The 22,336-nt window shown below is 40.7% G+C and carries 16 protein-coding genes and 1 pseudogene; 2 read left to right on the top strand and 15 right to left on the bottom strand.

Annotated elements, in window-relative coordinates:
- Positions 1-49: 49 nt before the first annotated feature.
- A pseudogene (locus tag QUF73_01510) lies at positions 50-800 on the bottom strand (SDR family oxidoreductase).
- A gap of 76 nt (positions 801-876) precedes the next feature.
- Between QUF73_01510 and QUF73_01505 the strand changes: the two are divergent.
- A complete protein-coding gene (locus tag QUF73_01505; GenBank protein MDM5224879.1) occupies positions 877-1,383 on the top strand; it encodes a PadR family transcriptional regulator in 507 nt (168 codons plus the stop codon).
- Positions 1,384-1,627: 244 nt separating this feature from the next.
- A complete protein-coding gene (locus QUF73_01500; protein ID MDM5224878.1) occupies positions 1,628-2,818 on the top strand; it encodes an MFS transporter in 1,191 nt (396 codons plus the stop codon).
- Between the two features lie 57 nt (positions 2,819-2,875).
- Here the strand turns inward: QUF73_01500 and eutH are convergent, their stop codons facing one another.
- From eutH to QUF73_01430, 14 genes are all read right to left on the bottom strand, one after another.
- The gene (gene eutH / locus QUF73_01495; protein MDM5224877.1) at positions 2,876-3,973 is read right to left on the bottom strand and encodes an ethanolamine utilization protein EutH; all 1,098 of its coding nucleotides are present in this window, start codon (positions 3,971-3,973) and stop codon (positions 2,876-2,878) included.
- A gap of 96 nt (positions 3,974-4,069) precedes the next feature.
- Complete coding sequence (locus QUF73_01490) at positions 4,070-5,188, bottom strand: Xaa-Pro peptidase family protein (GenBank protein MDM5224876.1); 1,119 nt, start codon at positions 5,186-5,188, stop codon at positions 4,070-4,072.
- A 179-nt stretch (positions 5,189-5,367) separates the two neighbouring features.
- Positions 5,368-7,050, bottom strand: a complete 1,683-nt coding sequence (locus tag QUF73_01485; GenBank protein ID MDM5224875.1) for a sigma 54-interacting transcriptional regulator — start codon at positions 7,048-7,050, stop codon at positions 5,368-5,370.
- A 189-nt stretch (positions 7,051-7,239) separates the two neighbouring features.
- Positions 7,240-7,584, bottom strand: coding sequence for a helix-turn-helix domain-containing protein (locus tag QUF73_01480; protein MDM5224874.1), 345 nt, complete (start codon positions 7,582-7,584; stop codon positions 7,240-7,242).
- A 354-nt stretch (positions 7,585-7,938) separates the two neighbouring features.
- The gene (ebgA, locus tag QUF73_01475; GenBank protein ID MDM5224873.1) at positions 7,939-11,079 is read right to left on the bottom strand and encodes a beta-galactosidase subunit alpha; all 3,141 of its coding nucleotides are present in this window, start codon (positions 11,077-11,079) and stop codon (positions 7,939-7,941) included.
- A 23-nt stretch (positions 11,080-11,102) separates the two neighbouring features.
- The gene (locus tag QUF73_01470; protein ID MDM5224872.1) at positions 11,103-11,933 is read right to left on the bottom strand and encodes a carbohydrate ABC transporter permease; all 831 of its coding nucleotides are present in this window, start codon (positions 11,931-11,933) and stop codon (positions 11,103-11,105) included.
- On the bottom strand, positions 11,930-12,859 hold the full coding sequence (locus QUF73_01465; protein ID MDM5224871.1) for a sugar ABC transporter permease: 930 nt from the start codon (positions 12,857-12,859) through the stop codon (positions 11,930-11,932). The genes QUF73_01470 and QUF73_01465 overlap by 4 nt, the downstream gene beginning before the upstream one ends.
- Before the next feature lie 434 nt (positions 12,860-13,293).
- Entirely contained in the window at positions 13,294-14,589 is a 1,296-nt protein-coding gene (locus QUF73_01460) for a sugar ABC transporter substrate-binding protein (GenBank protein MDM5224870.1), read from the bottom strand.
- A 76-nt stretch (positions 14,590-14,665) separates the two neighbouring features.
- Positions 14,666-16,237: an aminomethyl-transferring glycine dehydrogenase subunit GcvPB gene (gene gcvPB, locus QUF73_01455; GenBank protein ID MDM5224869.1), complete on the bottom strand. Its 1,572-nt coding sequence runs from the start codon at positions 16,235-16,237 to the stop codon at positions 14,666-14,668.
- 27 nt (positions 16,238-16,264) lie between these two features.
- Positions 16,265-17,653 carry an aminomethyl-transferring glycine dehydrogenase subunit GcvPA gene (gcvPA, locus tag QUF73_01450; protein MDM5224868.1) on the bottom strand — a complete coding sequence of 463 codons (1,389 nt, stop codon included), beginning with the start codon at positions 17,651-17,653 and terminating at the stop codon, positions 16,265-16,267.
- A 56-nt stretch (positions 17,654-17,709) separates the two neighbouring features.
- Positions 17,710-18,489: an SDR family oxidoreductase gene (locus QUF73_01445; GenBank protein MDM5224867.1), complete on the bottom strand. Its 780-nt coding sequence runs from the start codon at positions 18,487-18,489 to the stop codon at positions 17,710-17,712.
- Between the two features lie 45 nt (positions 18,490-18,534).
- Positions 18,535-20,085, bottom strand: coding sequence for a UDP-glucose--hexose-1-phosphate uridylyltransferase (locus tag QUF73_01440; protein ID MDM5224866.1), 1,551 nt, complete (start codon positions 20,083-20,085; stop codon positions 18,535-18,537).
- A gap of 29 nt (positions 20,086-20,114) precedes the next feature.
- A complete protein-coding gene (gene galE / locus QUF73_01435; GenBank protein ID MDM5224865.1) occupies positions 20,115-21,116 on the bottom strand; it encodes a UDP-glucose 4-epimerase GalE in 1,002 nt (333 codons plus the stop codon).
- A gap of 15 nt (positions 21,117-21,131) precedes the next feature.
- Positions 21,132-22,292: a galactokinase gene (locus tag QUF73_01430; GenBank protein ID MDM5224864.1), complete on the bottom strand. Its 1,161-nt coding sequence runs from the start codon at positions 22,290-22,292 to the stop codon at positions 21,132-21,134.
- Positions 22,293-22,336: the final 44 nt, after the last annotated feature.

Genomic DNA, 22,336 nt, shown 5'->3' with positions numbered 1-22,336 from the left:
TATGCTTATCCTTAAACAAAGAAACTGTCCAAGCGGACAGTTTCTTTGTTTAGGTTAACTTTTGCGTACCCCCGTCTACCATAATTGTCTGTCCGGTAATGTAGGAGCTGCTTTCGCTGCTTAAGAATACAGCCACTTCCCCAATATCCTTTTCAGGGTCTCCCATGCGGCCAAGCGGGATTCCATTGAGTACCTGCTCATATTGATCTGGGAAGTTCCCGCTCCAATTTTTCACGCCTTCAGTATAAGCAATTGGTGAGATTAAATTGACATTAATCTGATCCTTAGCCCACTCATTTGCAACAGTTCGCGTTAAACCGCGAATCGCTTCTTTAGCAGATCCATAGGAGGCCTGGTTCACCTGGCCCGAAATGCCGGCACCTGAAGCAAAGTTAATCACGAATCCTTTATTTTTCTTAAGCTGTTCGTAGGAGGCTTGCATTAAATTGACAGTAGGGTAAAATCCTGTATTAAAGGATAATTCAAAGTCTTCCAGTGTGGTATTCACAAATGGCATCTGTCTGGAAACATGCGCGTTGTTGACAAGGATGTCCAATTTTCCATACTGTGAGATTGTCTCCTGCACAAGGTCAACGGCATCTTTCCTTGCGGGATATGTCTTTTTCAATAAAATGAATCGATCCAAACTGACTTAATTGCTGTACAGCTGCTTCTCCGGCCTCCTGGTTGATATCTGCAATCACAACTTTAGCGCCATGTTTCAGCATGGCTGTGGCTATGCCCTTGCCAATGCCGCCGGCACCGCCTGTTATTAATGCAACTTTGTCCTTTAGATTCATATGATCTCCTCCTCACTTTTATTATAAATCCACCCATTACTTTGTGCAAAGTAATTGTTTAAAAGGAGCTGCTACTATGTCCATGCAAATCGTAATTCTCGGGCTTTTAAAAGAGAAAGAATATCATCCATATGAAATGAAAAAAGTCATTTTAGAACACAAATGGGATCAGCTATTCCCCGTTACGGACGGCAATTTATATCACGCCATCCGCAAACTCGAAAAGCACAAGTGGATCCAGGCGGAGAAGCAGGAACAGGTGAATAATCGGCCAAACCGGACCATTTACCAGATAACTGAAGAAGGAAAAAATCAGCTTTCAGAAGAAATCATTGAGGTGTTTAAAAAGCGGATGCCTGAACCGCGCTCCCTTTATCCAGCCCTATTATTTATCGAATCACCAGAAGTCCCTGCAGCAGCAGAACATATTAAATCCTGGATCTCCGAGCTGAATGCAGAAAGTGAAGGAAAGCATGACTACCAAGACGTCATTCCGAACCTGATCCAGGAGCATTATAAAGGATTAAATGAGTTTTATATGAATTGGCTTAATAAAATTCTCGATGCATTAGAATCAATTTAAAAATAGAAGTAAGGGGACCTCCCCTTACTATATTTTATTTACCAGCTGTTTCCTCAGATTTACTTCTCTCTAATAAACTGTATAAATATTGCCATTTTGCTTAAAAGCTATGTACTTTTAGGTGAAAAACAATTATACTATTCTGAATATTATCTTTCGTTACGCGAAGGATTTTCGAAATACCTTGAAGGAGTGTCTTTAGTTGAGAAGTTCAGCAAAATTTGATTCAAAAACCTTTTTCCTGATGGCCGGCATTATTTTTGTGGCTTTTAATTTACGCCCTGCGATTACATCTGTCGGGCCATTGATCGGGGCAATCCGGGATGAAACGGGAATTTCCAATGGTGCAGCAGGCCTTCTGACTACCCTTCCTCTCGTTGCCTTTGCCCTGCTCTCTCCATTTGTTCCGAGGATTGCCCAAAAGCTTGGAAGTGAATGGAGCATTCTTTTGGGTTTGACTATTTTGGGAACCGGCATTGCGGCCCGTTCTTTGGGAATGCTTCCTCCGCTCTACATAGGAACTATATTAATAGGGTTAGGCGTAGGTCTTTGCAACGTGCTTCTTCCTGGAATGGTCAAGGAAAAGTTTCCGCAGAAGGTTGGTCTGCTTACAGGCATTTATACATTTTCAATGGGGATTTGTGCAGGACTAGCGCCAGGATTCAGTATCCCGCTTGCAAAGGATCTTGGCCTGGGATGGCGGCTTTCCCTTGGTGTATGGACCATCTTAATTCTTATCGCCATTATTGTCTGGATTCCGCAGATCAGATTACGAAAGAAAAAGACGGAAGCACCTAAAGTATCTGCTCCAAAGGGTTCAATCTGGTCCTCACCCATCGCCTGGCAGGTCACACTGTTTATGGGATTGCAATCAATGGTCTATTTCAGCACCACCACCTGGCTCCCTGAAATTCTACATAGCCAGGGACGGGAAATTGACGCAGCTGGATGGATGGTAACGGTTTTCCAGTTTTCAGGACTCCCTGTTAATTTTATTATTCCCGTTCTTGCCGATCGGCTTCCTAACCAAAAGGGGATTGCTCTTGGCATCGGCATTTTCACTTTTGCAGGTATAACGGGTCTCCTGGTGAATGTCAATGCCTTCATCTCTAACATCAGCATCGTTCTCCTCGGGATTGGTCTTGGAGCTGCGATCAGCCATTCCTTAACCCTGATCGGCCTTCGTGCTGAAAATGCCAAACAGGCAGCCAGCCTTTCAGGAATGGCTCAATCCGTCGGCTACCTGCTTGCGGCGGCAGGACCGATTCTCATCGGCTCACTGTATGACCTGTTCCACTCCTGGACCGTTCCACTGATCTTCCTAATCTTCATTACTGCCATCTTTACTATTTCCGGAATTGGTGCAGGGCGTAATCAATTTGTTTTGCAGGATAAGCTCAATAAGCAGGATAAAACTGCTTCAACTATTGCATAATGCAAAAAACAGCAGCCAGTTCACATAAGACCGGCTGCTGTTTTAATTTCTGTCAGTTTATTTGAGCGTACAAGTACTTTTATCCTTAACCTCATCATCCATAACGAAATAAGCTATGATTGCAGCTAAAATTCCAGCAGACAGCTTTCCAAAAATCATTGGAACAATAAAGCTTTTGTCAACAGAGGCAACAAAGCCCAGATGACTCCCCATCACAAAGGAGCCGCTAACTGCAAAAGCTGTATTGACGACTTTACCTCTCGCATCTAAAAGGTCAAATTTCGAGAACATTGGAACATGGTGAGCCAATGATGATAATAATCCGACTAGAGATTGATGCGTGAGCCCAATTTTATTGCCTGCTTTTTCAAATGGCTTTTTTAGCACATGCTGCAGAAAGAAGACCAATGGATATGCACCGGCAAGCATGATGGTAATATCCCCGATGGTTTTAAAGCTCTCATGAATAGGAACTAATTTCTTAATAAATTCTACTCCTGTTAGTGTTTGGAAAATCACAATGACTAAGCCTGATATTAATACAGCCTCAATGATTTTTGAGAACCCAATGAACATTTTCGTTGTAGCTTTGGGAATTTTTAATAATGAGATCATGATAATAATGGATAATAGAATCGTTGGAAGCAGATTTTTAATCATCCATAATAAATGAAAACCAGAAACCCTTCCGCCAATCAAGCAGCCAATTGGAATAGTCATTAAGCCGATCAAGATACCTTTTGCAAAATTGGCCTGGTCTTTTTTTTGAATTAAATTTAATGCAACAGGGATGGTGAACACCAGTGTTGGTCCCATCATGGTACCTAAAAATACCCAGGAAAAATTCGCTGCATCTATATCATTTGCCATTTCAGTCGCAAGTTTATAACCGCCCATATCCAGAGCAAATAGTGTTGATGCAAACATGGAAGGGTCAGCCCCAAAAAAGGAATAAACAGGTGATATTATTGGTATTAATATATCTGCCAATACAGGAGATATAGAAATAATGCCAACCATCGATAGTGACAGGGCTCCCATACTATAAAAAGCTTTTGAAAACTCTTCGCCAATCTTAAATTTATTTCCTAGAATCCTATCGATTCCACCAATAGCAACAAATATAGCTATTATGTAAATAATGAAATTCTCCATTTATGTCCCACCTTGATGTTTAAGAACCGGATGGAAATCCGTCTCTTTCATGCTGCAGTTTTGAGCATCACGCTCCTCAGCTTACCTTGTAAGTTATTATTTCCAATCAGTCTTTTTCCCTTTTACGACATGCAAGTTTTTCTTAAACTTCGTTAATACCTCTACTCCTTCTGCCCCTATCACTACATCATCCTCTATTCTCACCCCGCCTACACCGGGGATATAGATGCCTGGTTCTACAGTCAGCACCATACCTTCCCGGAGAATTTCCTCATTTTCAGCGTGTAAAGAAGGTTCTTCGTGCACTTCTATTCCCAGGCCATGGCCAATTCTATGAGGAAAGTATTCTCCAAATCCGCCATTGCTTATTACTTTTCTGGCCGCTTCATCTATTTTTCTCATTTTATTGCCTGCCCAGCACTCTAGCAGAGCAGCCAAATTAGCTTTCAACACTAAATCATACATCTCTTTGACTTCGTCCCTTAATTCCTTAAAGACAAATGTTCGAGTGATATCCGAACAATATCCTTCATATTTAACACCCAAATCAAATATGATGGTATCTCCGGGCTGCAGTTTATTCTCCCCCGGAACTCCATGAGGATTGCTTGAATTGCTGCCAAAAAGCACCATTGTGCTGAAAGACATATCACGCAATCCTGCTTTTTTAATTTTATTTTCAATTTCACCCAGCACTTCTAACTCTGATACACCTTCATATAAGGCATCTATCCCAGCTTGTATTGCATAATCTGCATATTGGGCTGCTATCCTTAATTTCTTTATTTCCTCAGGGTTTTTTTGAATCCTCATTTCAGAAAGCGCCTGATCTAAATTTTGCAGATGGATATTTGGCAGCATTTGCTGCAGCATACGAACATATTTAAGAGAAATATAGGTCTCTTCTACTGCAAAATCTGTGATCATGTTTAAATTTTCTTTGAGATGATCTGTAATCATCCTCCATACATTATCTGAGTCTTTATAACAGATATAGTCATTTCTCCAGCCTGCTTCCAAGAGCATTTTCAACTCCATTTCAGGCAATACAATTAATGGGGATCTTCCCGGAAAAATAAAAATTCCAACAAAGCGTTCATGCGGTTCGTAATCAAAACCGGTTAAGTAAAAAATGTTCTGCCGTGATGTAATGAGTCCCCCCGTCCAGTTTCTCTTTTCTAAGAATTTCTCTAAAGATGCTATTTTGTTATTCATAAAAAATCTCCTTTCTCTTATTCAATATGCAATTATCGTGCCAACCTCAACCAGCATTTATGGCAAGCTCCTTATATGAATGGGTTGTTCATTTTCTTTAACACCAATCCGTTAAGTGTAAAGATTTCTTTACAATAAAAAAGAAGAAGAAATCATCAATGATCCCTTTCTTCTTCTTATTACCAATCGGATATATTTAATTTTTTCATCTTATTATATAAAGTAGTTCTTGTTATGCCCAACCGCTTTGCCGCTTCTGATTTATTTCCATTTTCTCCTTTTAGTGCATCAAGGATTTTTTGTTTTTCGAATCTGTTTATTTCGTTCTGCAATTCATTGGCAGACGGCAAGAAAAAATGAGGTTTCTCCTTTAGTATCTTTTCCGGCAATGTATTAGGCAATATGGAACCATTTTCAGATAAAAGAACCATTCTATCTACTGCATTTTTAAGTTCTCTAATATTCCCTTTCCATTCATACTCAAGCAGCAATTGTGTAATTTGAGGTGCAATAAAGGTAATGTCCAGGCCATATTTTAAAGATGATTCATGAATAAACAGATGAAATAACTCTAAGATATCCTGTCTTCTTTTTCTTAATGGCGGGATAAATATCGTTAAGGTATTCAGTCGGTAGAACAAATCTTCTCTGAACTCGCCCCTCTCAACCATTGCTTCTAAATTCTTATTGGTTGCAGCTATTATTCTGCAGTTGGCAGCTTTCACCTTCAAACCACCTACCGAATAATAGGTTTTGTTTTCAAGGACTCTCAACAATTTTACCTGCTGATCTAAAGGCAGATCCCCCACTTCATCCAGAAACAATGTTCCTTTATCAGCAAGCTCTATTTTTCCAGGCTTCCCGTTAGGATCTCCCCCTGAGAAAGCACCTTTTTCATAGCCAAACAATTCACTTTCAAACAATGCTGGAGAAATGGCACCACAATTCAAAGCAATAAAAGGCTTTGATAATCGGCATTGGTCATGTATAGCCTTTGCAAATACTTCTTTTCCCGCTCCTGTTTCACCCAGCAGTAATACATTCTCATCCGTTTTAGCCATCTTTTTTGCCAGGGATATGGCGTTTTTAATTTCAACACTTGATCCTTTAACATTTTGAAAAGGATCCCTAGTATTATTAAGTCTGGAAACTTCGTTTTGCAGCTGCTGAATTTTAGAAGATGCACTCAATAACTCCTGGCTCAGCATGACCTGGCTCGTTATGTCCGTTTCCGCGGCTACAGCCCCAATAATTTTCCCTTTGACAACAACTGGATTAATATTTATCAGTACAAAAAGATCTTCTCTTGGTTTATGAAGATGATGTTTAAACGCTTTGCCAGTCAGAAGTGTTTCCTGATTTAAAAGCATCTCTTCAGAAAAGAAATTTTTCATTTCTTTTCCCAGAATATCTTCTTTGCGGATAGAGAATATTCTTTCAGCCCCTTCTGTCCAGACGATTGTTTTCCCTTCCTTGTCCACGGCTGATACCGAATTCTCAATGGTATCGATTATAGTATGAAAATAAGCCTGTAATTCTTCAAAATCATTGCTGAGTTCCTTTAGCAGATCCTGGCACTTGACGTAACCGAGTATTCTGTTTTCAGAGTCAGTGAATACAATTAGTTCAGTTAAAAAATCCTTTGCGAGAAGGCTTAAATCAAAATCATCCATTAAGATTACTAAACACTTCTTCCAAAATAATTCTTCAGCTTGCTGTTTATAGAAGGAATATTCCTCTCTATCCATATAAAATAAATCGCTGTTCTTATATTGAAGCAGTATATTATTTTTTTTATGATCATGGTCATGTTCAAAACAAAAATCAGTACGTATATACTTTTTATAATATAAATTTTCCACAATGTTTCACCGCCCGGGTAGTTCAATAACTATCTTACTTCATTCCTGATTCTATTATAGGATTATCAAAAAAGAAAATTTATTAATTCATATAACATCAAGCATAAAAAACAGCAGCCTGTGCATGGGCTGCTGTTTTCATTGCTATTCGGCTTACATTACTTCTCCTGATTCATCAGTTCATTAAAATCATGCATAGTCTGATAAGACAGGTAGTGACCGCCTTCTACTTTCAATATTACTTAAATAGGAGGTAGAAATCTCTAGCTCTTCAGCTGCCTGGTTTAAGGATAAATTGAATTTCTCCCTGATTTCCCTTATTTTTTCGCCCGCTATCTCTGTGTTTTCATCCATACTGGAAATTCCTTTTTGTATCTGTTTAATGTCATTTTTGTAGTGCCAGGATCCAATCAGTCCATCCTCATGAAGGGTATCAAGCGCTTTCTCCAGTCGATCCCGTGTTCTCGAAGGAGTTTGTTCATTTATTTCTGCCCCAATGGCTTCAAGGAGAGTTGAGACTTTATTCGGCTGCAAATAGTCTCCTTTTCTTGCCAGAATCCGCCAGCACCAACTCAGGTACCTCCCGATTCTCTTTTCCCATGTCTTTCTGTACGGATCATATTGCAATACCTTCAATGGCAGTAGAGCTACCTGTCTGCCCGACCAAATAAATATCGGGAAATAACCTTAAAATGCAGGAAACATTTTGTTGTTTGGAGATTTGAGTACCACTAACTTTGAGGACAATTCAGGATAATCCAGACAAAACTAACTAGTAAAAGTTTAACATAAGTTTTTTATTCTCCGTATTTTCAGAAAGTTGTAATCCCGATAAAAAGGACAGCAAGTTCCTGTAACCTGCTGTCCTTTTTAATCTATAAAGTATCTTTATTTATTATTAGTTAATACTTCTTCTGCACTAATTTGATATTTCAGCTCTTTTGCCTTTTCCCTGGCTAATCCGGCACTTCCTGAGAAGGGCAAGAAAGTCACTTTATAGCGGAAGGCTTTAGGTTTTAACTCATATTCAGGCAATGGGCCTGGCCCGCAGCTATTGCTTCCAATTCCATTCACCTGATAATCCAGATTTAAAGTTATATAGCTTCGCTGCTTTAATTGGTACAAATGTTTTGCTGCTTCAAGATCTTCCTTTGTATAATAATGCGCACTGAAATTCATTAGGTGATCCCCCGCAGCCAGCAATCCAAGGCTCATGCCATTATGAAAGCTTGCCCATTCTGTATCTGATCGGTTGCCATTTTCCTGAGGGTGTATATACGGGAAGAAAAGATTTTCGACTTTCATGCTGTATTCACCTATTTTGCAGGCAAGCTTACTGTCCGGGTAACTTTCCCCCGGGCCTCTTCCAAACCATGATGCATGTGATAAATCAAGAGGAAGCTTCATTTCAATGCCGACTTTCGGCCACGTTGCAGGGAGGCTGCCATACGGCTGACCCTCAACAGCTATTTCTACCTGGCCATTTGCATGAATAGTATAATCATAACTGCCATTAACTCCCCAGGCCATCACCCTTGGTGCCACATTTGCTTCCACCCTGATTTTTATTCTGTTTCGGTCAATTTGTTCAACTTTTATTGAACGGGCATCATGCTCCATCATATGAAGATACGATTCTTTCCATTCCTTTGAAATATACATTTCATTATCGGTCATCGCACGCCAGAAGTTCATCTTTGGTCCCGCTTTCATCAAGCTTTGTCCCTTGAAGCTCCAGCTTGTAATTGTTCCTTCTGCCTTTGAAAATGTCAGCTCAAACTCTGAACCTTCCACTATAATAGCTGCGCTGGTTTCATGAATGGCAAGTGGTCCGTACCTAAGGTTGTATTCTTTTATTTCTGTGGCACTTGTCTTCAGCTGCGGCAGCTTGTATTGTTCCCAACTTATTTCATGTCCTTGCTTAGCCCATGGAAAATCTCTCTTCAGGCTGAACGACAGATTCAAATATGGATTTTCTCCGTAAGCAGGAGAATTTTTATTATATGGAATATGAAGCTGGTAACTTTGGCCTGCAGAAATAGAAGGCAATGACATTGAACCGCTATCCAGCACAGAGACTCCATCCATAATACTCCAAGAAAGGAATAAATGGTCCAGGCTAATAAAATCATAGCGATTTTCAATGATTACAATACCGTTTTCAAGGTCAACCGCTTTCGTTTTAACAGGCTCAATAACCTTTTTATATTGGTGCAAACTTGGGGAAGGTGTTCTATCCGGGAGGAGTAATCCATCCAGGCAGAAGTTTCCGTTATTTGGCTCATCTCCAAAATCCCCTCCGTAGGCATAAAATTCTCCTCCATCTTCTGTGTATTGGTGTAAGCCGTGGTCAATCCATTCCCATATAAAGCCGCCTTGAAGACGTTTATATTGGTAAAAGGCATCCCAATATTCCTTTAAGCCGCCAGGGCCATTCCCCATTGCATGTGCATATTCACACAATATATGGGGTTTTTCCCAATTTTCTTCGTTAGCAAAACCGATTATTTTTTCAACAGATGAGTACATGGTACTGTAAATATCAGCTGCCTCTGTATCACGGTCTCCTTCATAATGTACGATTCTAGTAGAATCCAATTGCTTGCACCTTTTATACATGGCTTTAAAATTGGAGCCAAAACCAGATTCATTGCCAAGTGACCACATGATGATGCTCGGATGATTCTTATCCCGCTCCACCATTCGTTCCATTCTGTCAACATATGCTGCTTCCCATTCAGGATCATTACTGAGAAGGTTTGCATCTCCTGTCAGCTCAAAGCCATGGCATTCAAGATCGGTTTCATCAATGACATATAAACCATATTCATCGCACAAATCATAAAAGCGGGGGTCATTCGGGTAATGAGCGGTACGAACGGCATTAATATTATATTGCTTCATCATAATGATATCTTGTTTCATCGTTTCATAAGAAACTGTCCGGCCAGTGTCCGGATCATGGTCATGGCGATTAACCCCCTTAAACATCACCACTTTCCCATTTATCATAAGATTTCTTTCTTTTATTTCAACTGTCCGAAAGCCGATCTTATAAGAAATCGTTTCAAGAACTTCTCCCAGTTCATTCTTTAAAATTAGAAGAAGCGTATACAAATGAGGTTCCTCGGCTGACCATTTTTTTGGTGCATGGATATGGGAAGAGTGGAAAAGCTGTTTTTCTTTCATTTGGCCAATTTCATCGCCCTGTGAAACAGTGCCTTGTCCCACACAAGCTGTTTCGTCAAGGATTTTATATTCAATTTGGAATTTCTGCGGTTTTTCATTTGTATTTTTCAACTTAATATCGATACTTAATAAGCCATCTTCATACTGATCATCCAATTCAGCCCTAACAAAAAAATCATAGACATGAAGCTTGGGCACAGATAATAAATAAACATCCCGGAAAATGCCGCTTAGCCACCACATGTCCTGATCTTCCAAATATGAGCCATCACTCCATTGGTACACTTGAACTGCAATGATGTTTTTGCCCTCTGTCAAAAATGATGTAATGTCAAACTCAGATGTTAAGCGGCTCCCTTTACTGAACCCGGCTTCATGGCCGTTTACCCATAAATGAAAGGAACTGTCTACTCCCTCAAAGCAGAGATGCACATTTTGGCTATCCCACCCTTCTGGAAGAAAGAACTCCTTCCTGTAGCATCCTGTAGGATTCTTTTCCGGCACAATCGGCGGATTTACAGGAAAAGGATAATATAGGTCTGTATAATGAGGTTTTCCATATCCCTGGAGCTGCCATAATCCCGGTACCTGGATTTGATCCAGGCTGCTTGAATCAAAATCCTCTTTAAAAAAATCTTTTGGTGCCAGGATCGGATGCTCAGTATAAACAAATTTCCATTTGCCGTTCAGCAAATAAAAGGAAGAAGACATTTCACGATTCATTTTCAACGCTTCCCTTTCATCCCTGTAAGACACATAATGAGTTCTTGGTTTTAACCTGTGTTTATGCAAAATAAGCTGATTATTAATATCTCCTCTTGTAAACACTGAATATTCCATTCAGATCACCTCTGTATGCTTGTTTATTCTTTAACAGAACCGCCCAAAATCCCGGAAATAAAATGTTTCTGCATAAGCAGAAAAATGATCATAATCGGGATAGTCGATAACGTTGTTCCCAGCATTACCTGCCCATAATCAATACGGGCCATTCCTATCAAACTTGATAAGGCAACAGGAAGCGTGAACATTTCTTTGCTATTAAGAGTAATGAGTGGCCAAATTAGGCTATTCCACTGAGACATGAAAAGAAATATTGAAACAGCCGCAAGAGCTGGCCGAACTACCGGCAAAATGACCGTAAAGAATATCCTTATCTCACCAGCCCCGTCTACTCTTGATGCCTCAATCAGGGAGTCTGGAACCGCCTTCATATTTTGCCTCATCAAATAAATGGCAAAAGGCGAAGCAAGACTCGGAAGAATGATTGCTTGATAGGTATTCAGCCAATTAAAGCGGACCATCATTTCAAATAAAGGAATCAAGGTCACTTGATACGGTATCATCAAGGAGCATAATATAACAAAAAAAATTAGGTTCCGTCCTCTAAAGCGGAATTTCGCAAACGCATAGCCTGCCATCGAGCATATAAGTGTGCTAAGCATAGTAAAAACGACAGCGATGAATAAAGAGTTCCAGAAAACTTTCACTATCCCCAGTGAATCATTAAATGACCTGAAATTTTCTGCCAGATGATCCCCAGGCAGTATTTTAGGCGGGACATGGAAAATTTCTCCTGACTTCAGTGTTGAACCAACGATCATCCAGTAGAAGGGGGCAATAGATATAACGACACCCACTAAAAGCAAAACATAAATCCAGATTTTAGACGATATATTTTTAGTTGATTTCATTCTTCCAAATCACCTACCCATTTCATCTGTATCCAGGAAATCACAGCAATAATTATGACTAAAATATAGGCGATAGCCGATGCATATCCAAACTCGAAATACTTGAATCCAGTTTCGTATAAATAAAGTGTAATGGTCATGGTTGCACTATTCGGTCCGCCTTGTGTCAAAATGAATGGCTCATCAAAAAGCTGGAGAGTCCCGATCGTCGACATAACCACAGTGAAAATAAAGACTGGCTTTAATTGAGGGATTGTGATAAGAAAAAACTGCTTTACCTTACTTGCCCCATCAATGCTTGCTGCTTCATACAATTCTTTAGGAATGGCCTGTAATCCTGCAAGAAAAATGACCATATTGTATCCAGTCCATCTCCAAGTCATGACTGCAATAACCGAGACTTTTGCCCAAAATGGAGAAGTAAGCCAGTGAATGGGCTCCAGTCCCATCAAGGATAGGAGATAGTTAACTAAACCGAAATGCTCGTCCAATAAAATCATAAAGACTATTGATGCAGCTACGAGAGCTGTAATTGCAGGCATAAAATAAGCTATACGGAAAAATGCCTTAAATCTCACTAATGAAGAGTGAAGACCTGCAGCAATCAGCAAAGAGATAAAGAGCATGATGGGCACCTGGACAATCAAAATTTGAAAAGTATTCAAAAGAGATTTATAGAATACAGGGTCGTGAAATAACCTTGTATAATTCGCAAGTCCAACAAACGTCTTTTCTGCTCCCCTTACCTCCTGGAAGCTTAAAATAAAGGAAGAAATCACAGGGTAAATAGTAAATATAATGATCAATATCAGAGAAGGTCCAATAAAAAAATATGGTGCATTTTTTGGTGTAATGAGAGTTTTTCTTTTTTTAACGTTTACCCGATAATTTGCAGCGGTGCTAATTATTTTTTCCGGTTGAGCCATACTGACACTCCTAACGAATTGGATAGATTCTTCCTGCTGTAAAGGAGGAGATGAGAATTCAGCTTCACTCTCATCTCCTTTAGAAAAGCGCAAGCGCCTTGCCCACAAAGGAACGCAGAATAAGAACGCCACGTCCTTTGGCAACGTCTGCATGACCCACTTCCTGTGGGCCTCAAGCACAAGACGTGCCTCACCGGAAGGCGTTCTTTGCCTTTTTGGGAGGATTGCCCGAAATGTGGAGGCGACTGCCCAGGGACGACAAGCATAAGACTAGCCCTGCAAGAAGGTGTTCTTTCCTTCTGAAAGGGATTGGCTTATGTCTCGAGTCCCTAGGAGCCGCAACTAGACAAGCTTGTGACCTCGAGGGGGTAGGCGCTGGAGCTAGACAGTAATCGACTTTCAGAAAATTTTCTTATTTTGTTATAAAAAAACGCTTATTTTTTTATTTCATTTTTCAGTTGATTTTTAGCATCTTTCAGCGCAGATTCTACTTTTTTATCTTCCAGCAAAATAGCTGCCTGGGTATTGCTCATCATTGAACTTCCACGTGCATAATTCTCATCGAGAGTAATTTCCGGAACCTGTTCCACAATATCAGCGAATTTTTTGAAAATGGGACTATTATTAAAATATTTGCTATTTCCCTTAAGGATTGGCGATTCATACGTTTTCTTTAACGAAGGGAATAAACCGAATTTTTCAAAGCCCAGCAGCTGGGTTTCTTCATCGGTAGTAAAAAACTCCACAAAGGCGTATGCAGCTGATTGGTTTTCGCTGTAAGAAGGAATTAACAGGGATGAACCTCCAACATTCGCGTATCTTGTACCTCCTTCAGAAAAGCCCGGCAAATAAAATACGTCCCATTTCCCCTTTAAGTCAGGGGCCTGATCCATGATTGTACCGGCATACCATACACCGTAAGGAACAGTCGCAACGCTTCCATTTACAGTCGCCGTAACTATGCCATCCCATCCGCTGTTGTTAAGGATTAAATCATTTTCATGAAAGCTCTTGATTACTTCCATTGCCCGAATAGCTTCATCTGAGTCAAGCAATATATTTCCTTCTTTATCAAAATAAGAGATTCCCTGCTGCTGCAGCATCATATGAAAGACTCCGTCATAGTTTGCAATATCGATAGGAAGAAGCTTGACACCAGTAGCATCTTTTATTTTCTTTCCAGCTTCAATATAATCATTCCATGTTTGAATAGATTCAGGATCTACATTGGCTTTCTCAAAAAAATCGGTACGGTAGAACACTCCGGCAGGCCCGATATCCCAAGGTGCCGCGATCAAATTCCCCTCTTTATCCTGAACTGAAGCAATTTTGGCTGGATTGAAAGCATTCTTATATTTGTCGTAGCCAAGTTTGTCAAGCTGTGTGAAACCATCAGGAAACTGGTGGATATATCCTGGGACTCTCTCATCCTCCATGAGCACCACATCAGGCAGTCCTGATCCTCTGGCAGCCATGCCAACGGTTAGTTTCTCATATAAATCGCCGCTGCTGAAATCTTCCACCTTCACTTCCACATCCGGATACTGTTTCTTGAATTTTTCGACAGATAGTTTCATTGTTTCAGCAGCTACATCCCACCCCCAAACCGTAATTGTCCCTGACGGATGGTCGGTATCACCAGTCTTCGCTTCATTTCCATTTGATTTGTTGGAGCAGGCTGATACGAACAAAAGAAGCAGGATCAAGATGAAAGGTAATGATTTCTTCATTTTCAACTCCCCTTTTCTATTCATTAGTGTGATGGGAGGCTAATTTTATCTTTATCATATTTGCCTCCGTTTTTTTTTACACACTTTGATGCTCTTTCGCCTTTTTAAGATATGAACGCCAGGTGATGCACCATTTTTTTGGGTTATCCAGAAAATCCCGTTCATCCATTTTGTGAATCGTGCTATTATGCGGGGCATTTTTAATGATGTCAGGATTTTCATAGGCTTCTTTTGAGATTTGCTCCAAAGCGGAGATATATTCATCCAAGTCCTGTTTAGAGTATGATTCTGTCGGCTCCAGAGTAAACGGCTGTTTCACAATGTATGGATGGTGGCTGGTCCAGTAATGCAGCCCAAAATCGGTCATTCGCAATTGGACGTCCTCTGTTGTTATTCCTGTTTCCTTTGTCAGCTGCTCCCAGCTGTAGCGGACCTGTTCGAGCCTGTGGCCCTTCACATATGGTGCACCTGCCCCTTTGATATTCAGCACTCTGTGATACATATAGTTATTGTTAAGTACTGCAATTTTGGCCACTTCCTTTAAACCTTCAGGACCAAGAGAGCGAATCCAGGCATAGGAACGCAAGACCGTTTGGGCCACACCATGAAAAGCACGGACTTTGCCAATGGAATGCTTTAAATCATATTTTAAAGTGTATTTGTCATCTTTATATTCAACAATTGGCACTGGCAGATATTCTTTTAGTGCTTCTGTAACACCGAGTGCACCTGTTGCAGGACCGCCACACATATGCGGGGCAGCGAAGGTTTTATGAAGATTAAAGAAGCACATGTCAAAGCCCGCTTCCTTTGCCCTTGTAATACCCAATAGTCCATTGGCATTGGCCTGGTCATAGTAGCAAATCCCCCCAGCATCATGGACTATTTTTGTAAACTCTTTAATTTTCGGATTGAAAATTCCTGTATCTTCAGGATTTGCCACCACAAATCCTGCCGTTCTCTCCGATACAGCAGCTTTTAATTTTTCAATATCCGGGAAACCATTTTCATCCGGATGCAGGGTGATAATTTTATAGCCCTTTACAGCTGCAGTTGCTGCTTGGGATGGGTGAGAGAATATAGTTGTAATAATTTCATTTCTCTGATCTCCCTCTCCTCTTTGCTCATGATATTTTCTCACGATGGATGCCATTGCGAACAATGCTTGAGTTCCTCCGCTTGGCTGGAATGAGAAATAATCCATTCCAGAAATCTCTCTCATGCAAAGATCAAGGTTATAGAAAATTTCCAGCATTCCCTGTACAGTACTTTCAGGCTGGAGGGGATGCAATTTCATTATTTTAGGATTACGTATAAGCATTTCATTTATTTTTGGGATATACTTCATCGTACAGGTTCCCTGGCCAATTTCCACATTGAAGTCAGAACCAAGCGTTTCCTGAGAAAGCCGCAAATAATGCCTTAACACTTTGGCCTGGCCTATTTCAGGAATAGAAGGTTTGCTTTTCCTTTGCATGGATTCAGGTATAATAGAAATTCCATCGCCAACCGCTATTGCAATTTCTTCATTAACAGGCGGGGGCTCCACTCCTTTTTCCCCAGACTGATGAAGCTCAAAGATAATGGGCTCATTCCATTTTGCCTGATGAAAATCTCTGGTTTTGCTGTTACGGTTAATTAATTTCATGAATAAAACTCCTCTCTTTATGATCTTTTATTTCTCTAAAACTCCCTTTAACGATGCAGCCAGGTAATCAATATCTTCTTTTGTATGGATCTCGGTTACACAAAATAATGCCGTCTGGCCAAGCTCGGGATATTCTTTTGACAGATCTTTACCGCCAAAAACTTTACACTCCAGCAGCCCTTGATTAATCTCTTCGATGGTTTTGCCTGTTTTGTTGAAATCAACAATAAATTCTTTGAAAAATGGGGATTCAAACAGTGAACCTTTTACACTCTGTATTTTATTTATTTCCTGTACGGCATACTGGCTGTTTTGCATGATGGTCTGGCCGACTTCCTGTATGCCACTTGGCCCCATTAAAGCTAAATAGACACCTGCGGTAATTCCCCATAACGCTGTCTGCGTTCCTACCGATTCTTTCCCCTTTTCACGATGGGCAAAGGAAGTTCGTTCGTAGGCAACATCTCCAAATCCGTATTCTCCTTCCTTTACAGTCGGTACGATCCCGAATAGCCGGGAAGGATATTCATTAATGAATGTTTCATCATCATGTGTTGCAATAAAACCTGCCTGGCCGCCGCTGTAATTCATATGCATGCCAAGAGGCTGAAGATCTCCGCACACAATATCCGCCCCATAATGGCTTGGAGGTGCCAGCACACCAAGTGAAATCGGATCAACTCCAACAATCATCAAGGCTTTTTTCTCTTTTAAAAGCTTCGATATTTCTGGTCCTTGTGATTCAATAAATCCAAGGTAAGATGGATTTTCCAGATAGAGTGCTGCAACATCATAATTTAACTTAGCTTTAAGATCTTCAAGATCCATCAATCCCGATTTAATATCAAAGTCCACAAATTCGCATTCCAGTTCAGGTGATCCATAATTCATGATGATCTTACTCCGTTCAGGAGCAACCGATTTTGCCATTAAAATTTTCTTCCTGCCAGTGATCCGGCCCGCCATCCTGACAGAAGTGGCGGCTGCCTGTCCCCAATCGAAAGTAGGCACATTCACTACATCCATATCTACTAATTCAGCTAATAAGCTTTGATATTCAAAGAGTGCCTGATACCGTCCATGGTCTTCATAAGGTTCACCTGCATAGGCAGTTAAAAATTCAGAACGCTGATTAATTTCATCACAAACCGCTGGTATAAAATGCTGCCAGCAGCCGGCACCCAAGAAATTCACATACTCATTGGCCCCTGTGTTCTTATTTAGTGATTTTTCGATGTGGCGGCGCAGTTCCCACTCTGTAAGCGCTTTTGGAATATGCATTTCTTCCTTCAGTTTAATCTCATCTGGTATACAGGAGTAAAGCTCATCAACTGTGTTTGCTCCAATCACCTTTAACATTTTTTCTTGAACTTCCGGTACCATATTCGGTATATAAGGATGTACTTTTTGCGGCATTGTTTATAACCTCCTGGTAAAATTAATATGTTTGTTGAACTCTGCCTTCATTCCATTTAAGCGAGCCCTCCGCCATCGACGATTAATTCTGTACCTGTCACCCATGATGACAGATCGCTGGCAAGGTAAAGGACACCTTTTGCAATATCCTTTGGTGTTCCAATCCTTGCTAGTGGCCTTCCAATTGCAGATGAAGCAAGAAATGAATCTTCGTGCTTTTTTAGTTGCTTAGCTTCTTCCCTTAGAAGAGGGGTATCTGTATCACCAGGGCATATACAGTTGACCCGGATGTTTGCCGGCCCGTGATCAATGGCCATCGCTTTAGTCAGGTTTACTACACCTGCTTTGGCGGCGCAGTATGCAGCTGCCTGATCTCCCCCTTTTATCCCCCAGCCAGAACCGGTGTTAATAATACTGCCTCCGCCACCCTTTTGCATCAGAGGGATTAAAAATTTCGATAAGAGGAATACACCTTTTAAAGAAACATCAATAACCAAATCCCATTCATGTTCCTCTAAATCAACTACTGATTTTCTTCTAATCACTCCAGCATTATTAAATAGGACGTCTACCGTAGGGTAATGTTCTTCAAGATACTCTTTAACTGTTATGCAATCATGAATATTCGTTACATCACACTTGACATACTCTGCAGCATATCCTTTGCTTTTAATGTCGCTGGCTGCTTTTTTCCCATTCTTTTCGTTAATATCCAGCAAAATAACCTTAGCACCCACCTCACCCAATAGCATGGCGGTTTCAAAGCCTATTCCTGAAGCACCACCAGTTACGACACATACCTTATTATTTAATTGAAAATAATCTAAATGTGGCATGATTAACCTCCTTCGATTCTTATTTAGTTTAATTAACAAAGAGACCTAAAGAGAAGAAATGGTTTCCCGGTTTTTCACAAAATCTATAAATCTTTTGAAAGCTTTTTTTCCCTTCAGATCCCGTTTAAATACTGCAGCATGCTCCAAAACCTTTAAAAACACCATTCCTATTTCCTTCTTTATGATTTGCTGGACATTGCCTGAATGAATATCAGGATACTTCTCCCTAATTTCCAATGCCCAATCAGCATGCTTGGCTGCAGCAGAGTCCTTAGTCAGCTTCTCAATTGTATAGCCATTTTGAAGCCACTTTGATACGGTTTCCAACTCCTCCTTCAAGCGTCCGGGAAGAACGGCAAGGCCCATCACTTCAATCAAGCCGATATTCTCTTTTTTTATATGGTGAACCTCTTCATGAGGATGAAAGATTCCAAATGGGTATCTTTCAGTTTGACGATTATTTCTGAGAACTAAGTCCAACTCGAACTCATTTCCCTTTTTTCTTGCTACAGGGGTAATTGTGTTATGTGCAACTTTACCTGTAAAAGCCTTGATATCAACGGATTCATCTGAATATCCTTGCCATGCGGACAATATGCTTCCGCCAAGTTCTCCTAAAGCTTTCCTGTCACTGCCTATAAGACGGATGACAGACATTGGCCATCTGACAATGCCTCCTTTAATAGATTCAAAACCCGGGAAGGTACACACATAATCCAGTTCAGCTTGTTCCATAGGAAAGGAATGATTGCCGCCCTGAAAGTGATCATGGCTCAAGATTGATCCTCCTACAATTGGCATATCTGCATTCGATCCAATGAAATAGTGAGGAAATTGCTCAGTAAAATCAAGCAGGCACTCGAATGTATGTTGTGCGATTTTCATTGGCCTATGGTCTTTGGCAAATATGATTGCATGTTCCGTGTAATAAATATATGGAGAATATTGCAGGTACCAATCCTCTTGCTTCAATCTTAAAGGTATCGTCCTTAATGTTTGTCTTGCAGGGTGATCAGCCCTCCCTTCATAGCCTTCATTTTCTTTGCATAGCAGGCATTCAGGATAAATTGTGTCCTGATTTATGCTTTCTTTTATAATGGCCTGGGGATCCTTCTCAGGTTTTGACAGATTCACCGTCACTTCCAATTCACCATAATCAGTGCTGACCATCCAGTGATCATTTTTGGCTATGCGGTCATTTCTAATATAATTTGAGTCCTGAGCTAAACGATATAAATACGATGTTGCCGTTTCAGGACCTGCATGCCGATGCAGAAATGCAAAAGTATCCGCCACTTCTGATGGCCTTGGCATCATAGCTCCCATTAGCTTTGTGTCTAATAAATCGCGATAAGTGACAGAACTGATCTCCAGCCGCCCATTATCAGCTGCCCATTTCAAAATCCTTTCAAGAATTTCATCGAGCCGCTTTTCTCTAGAACCAGTTGGCGGAGGGGCATTCCATTTTCCCAGCTCTAATATGCTCAACAGCTGATTCCGGACAAACTCCCGATCATGCAAAATATATAATTTTCTTTCCACTCCATAATCCAGCAGCTCCTGAATATAGGAAAAGATTTTATCATCCAACATCATCTCTCCTTTCTTCATTTCTTCTGAAAGGCTCATCTTCCATATCGGTCCTGATAGCCCTCCGGAAATAGCTGCACCCATTTCCAGGCACTTTCAATAATTGAATGAATAGATGTATATGCGGGACACCATCCTAATTCCTTTTTTGCTTTAAGGAAAGATGCTTGAAGGATTGCCGGGTCTCCAGGGCGTCTTGGCGCGATTTCGGCATCAATGTCCTTATTTGTCACTTCCTTCGCAGCATCAAGTATTTCCCTGACGGAAAACCCGCAACCATTTCCCAAATTGTAAATCCTGCTGATGTTCTCTTCCCTAAGTTTTTCTAGAGCCAAAATATGTGCATCTGCTAGATCCACAACATGAATATAGTCTCGAATACATGTACCATCAGGAGTTTGATAATCGTCTCCGTAAATTAGCAGCTTATCTCTTTTGCCGCATGCAGCCTCAAGGATAATGGGAATCAGGTGAGTTTCAGGAAAATGATCCTCTCCAATTTCTCCGGATAAATGAGCTCCTGCAACGTTAAAATACCGGAGTATCATATAGCGGATTCCATATGCCTGTTCACACCAGCGAAGCAATTTTTCAATAGCCAATTTTGTTTCGCCATATGGATTCTCAGGCTTGGTTCGCTCTGTTTCTGTTATAGGAATTTTCTCCGGTTCCCCGTATACTGCTGCTGTAGAGGAGAACACCAATTTGTCCACCCCAAAAGTTTTCATGGTTTTTAACAGGCACAAAGTTCCATATAAATTGTTATCATAATACTTTAGAGGATCTTTCATGCTTTCTCCCACAAGGGAATTAGCGGCAAAATGCATCACTGCTTGAATGGAAGCGGATCCAAAAACCTTTTCTAAAAAGACGCGATCCCGAATATCTCCCTGAAAAAATGTGCATTCTCCCGGTACGGCTTTTCTATGGCCAGTTTCCAGATTATCGATGACTATCACTTCTTCGTTTCTATCAAGCAGTTGTCTCACAGCATGACTCCCTACATATCCTGCCCCGCCAACAACTAAAACAGCCATTTAGTCACCCTCCTTTCAACTTATCTTCCTGGCGCCGCTTCCAATCTGCACTTGGTAAAAATCCGCCTGGATTCCAAAGTTTTCATAATAAATACCCCCAACATTCTCCTTAAATGAATTAACATTCTGTTTCTCAATAATATTTATGGTGCATCCCCCAAAGCCGGCACCTGTCATCCTGGCCCCTATTGCCCCTTCTTTCCATGCAGCCTCAACAAGTAGATCCAATTCCTTTGAAGACACTTCATAATCATCCCTGAGAGAAAGATGCGATTGATTCATAAGTAATCCTAAACCCGCCATGTCTCCATTTTTCATTTTTTGGACAGCTTGTTTGGTTCTATCGTTCTCGTAAACCGCATGCTTTGCACGTTTGCGGAAAGTGTCAGATTTAATGAGAGTTTTATAAGCTTCAAATTCCCGGACGGAAACTTCCCCAAGTGAGTTTACAGATAACACTGTTTGAAGATCAGCGAGAGCCAATTCACATTCTGTTCGCCTTTCATTATATTTTGAATCTGCCAATCCCCTGCTCTTGTTTGTATTTGCAATAATGAGTTCCAAATCTGCCAGCATGACCGGGCAATATGTATAATCTAACGTTTGGCAGTCCAGAAGGATTGCATGATCTTTTTTTCCCATCCCTATCGCAAACTGATCCATTATTCCGCAATTAACACCGATATACCAATTTTCAGCCTGCTGGCTTAATTTAACCATTGTCAGCATATCCAGATTCAAACGAAAAAGGTCATTTAGAAGTACGGCAGTCACAAGTTCAATGGATGCTGAGGAAGAAAGGCCTGCTTTATTGGGAATATTGCCTAAGTAAACAACATCAAATCCTTTCTCTATCAAGCTTCCATGTCTTTGAAAGGTGTCAATCACGCCTTTTGGGTAATTGGCCCAGGAATGGTTACTATCATATTGGAGGTGGCCAATCTTCACTTCCAATACTCCAAGTTCGGAAAAATTTTTCGAAAACATCCGAATCTTCCCATCGGAGCGCTTTCTGGCAACAGCATAGGTTCCCACCGTTAAGGCACATGGAAATACAAACCCTCCATTATAATCCGTATGCTCTCCAATTAAGTTCACTCTTCCGGGAGCAAAATAAATCTCCAGCTCACCAAAATGGCCAAATTTCTCATTGAAAAGGCGAATGGCTTCCTCCATAAAAACTTCCTCGCTATCTTAGTTAATTAATTTACTTTATAAAC

It is taken from the genome of Cytobacillus sp. NJ13, assembly GCA_030348385.1.
Taxonomy (GTDB): domain Bacteria; phylum Bacillota; class Bacilli; order Bacillales; family Cytobacillaceae; genus Cytobacillus.
The sequence above is the reverse complement of the archived record's forward strand: the minus strand, read 5'-3'. Positions and strand labels throughout refer to the sequence as shown.

Bases quoted from the DNA above. Each gene is read 5' to 3' on its own strand.
- QUF73_01505 (MDM5224879.1), top strand. From the start codon at position 877: ATGTCCATGCAAATCGTAATTCTCGGGCTTTTAAAAGAGAAAGAATAT.
- QUF73_01500 (MDM5224878.1), top strand. From the start codon at position 1,628: ATGGCCGGCATTATTTTTGTGGCTTTTAATTTACGCCCTGCGATTACA.
- eutH (MDM5224877.1), bottom strand. From the start codon at position 3,973: ATGGAGAATTTCATTATTTACATAATAGCTATATTTGTTGCTATTGGT.
- QUF73_01490 (MDM5224876.1), bottom strand. From the start codon at position 5,188: ATGAATAACAAAATAGCATCTTTAGAGAAATTCTTAGAAAAGAGAAAC.
- ebgA (MDM5224873.1), bottom strand. From the start codon at position 11,079: ATGGAATATTCAGTGTTTACAAGAGGAGATATTAATAATCAGCTTATT.
- QUF73_01470 (MDM5224872.1), bottom strand. From the start codon at position 11,933: ATGAAATCAACTAAAAATATATCGTCTAAAATCTGGATTTATGTTTTG.
- QUF73_01465 (MDM5224871.1), bottom strand. From the start codon at position 12,859: ATGGCTCAACCGGAAAAAATAATTAGCACCGCTGCAAATTATCGGGTA.
- QUF73_01460 (MDM5224870.1), bottom strand. From the start codon at position 14,589: ATGAAGAAATCATTACCTTTCATCTTGATCCTGCTTCTTTTGTTCGTA.
- gcvPB (MDM5224869.1), bottom strand. From the start codon at position 16,237: ATGAAATTAATTAACCGTAACAGCAAAACCAGAGATTTTCATCAGGCA.
- gcvPA (MDM5224868.1), bottom strand. From the start codon at position 17,653: ATGCCGCAAAAAGTACATCCTTATATACCGAATATGGTACCGGAAGTT.
- QUF73_01445 (MDM5224867.1), bottom strand. From the start codon at position 18,489: ATGCCACATTTAGATTATTTTCAATTAAATAATAAGGTATGTGTCGTA.
- QUF73_01440 (MDM5224866.1), bottom strand. From the start codon at position 20,085: ATGATGTTGGATGATAAAATCTTTTCCTATATTCAGGAGCTGCTGGAT.
- galE (MDM5224865.1), bottom strand. From the start codon at position 21,116: ATGGCTGTTTTAGTTGTTGGCGGGGCAGGATATGTAGGGAGTCATGCT.
- QUF73_01430 (MDM5224864.1), bottom strand. From the start codon at position 22,292: ATGGAGGAAGCCATTCGCCTTTTCAATGAGAAATTTGGCCATTTTGGT.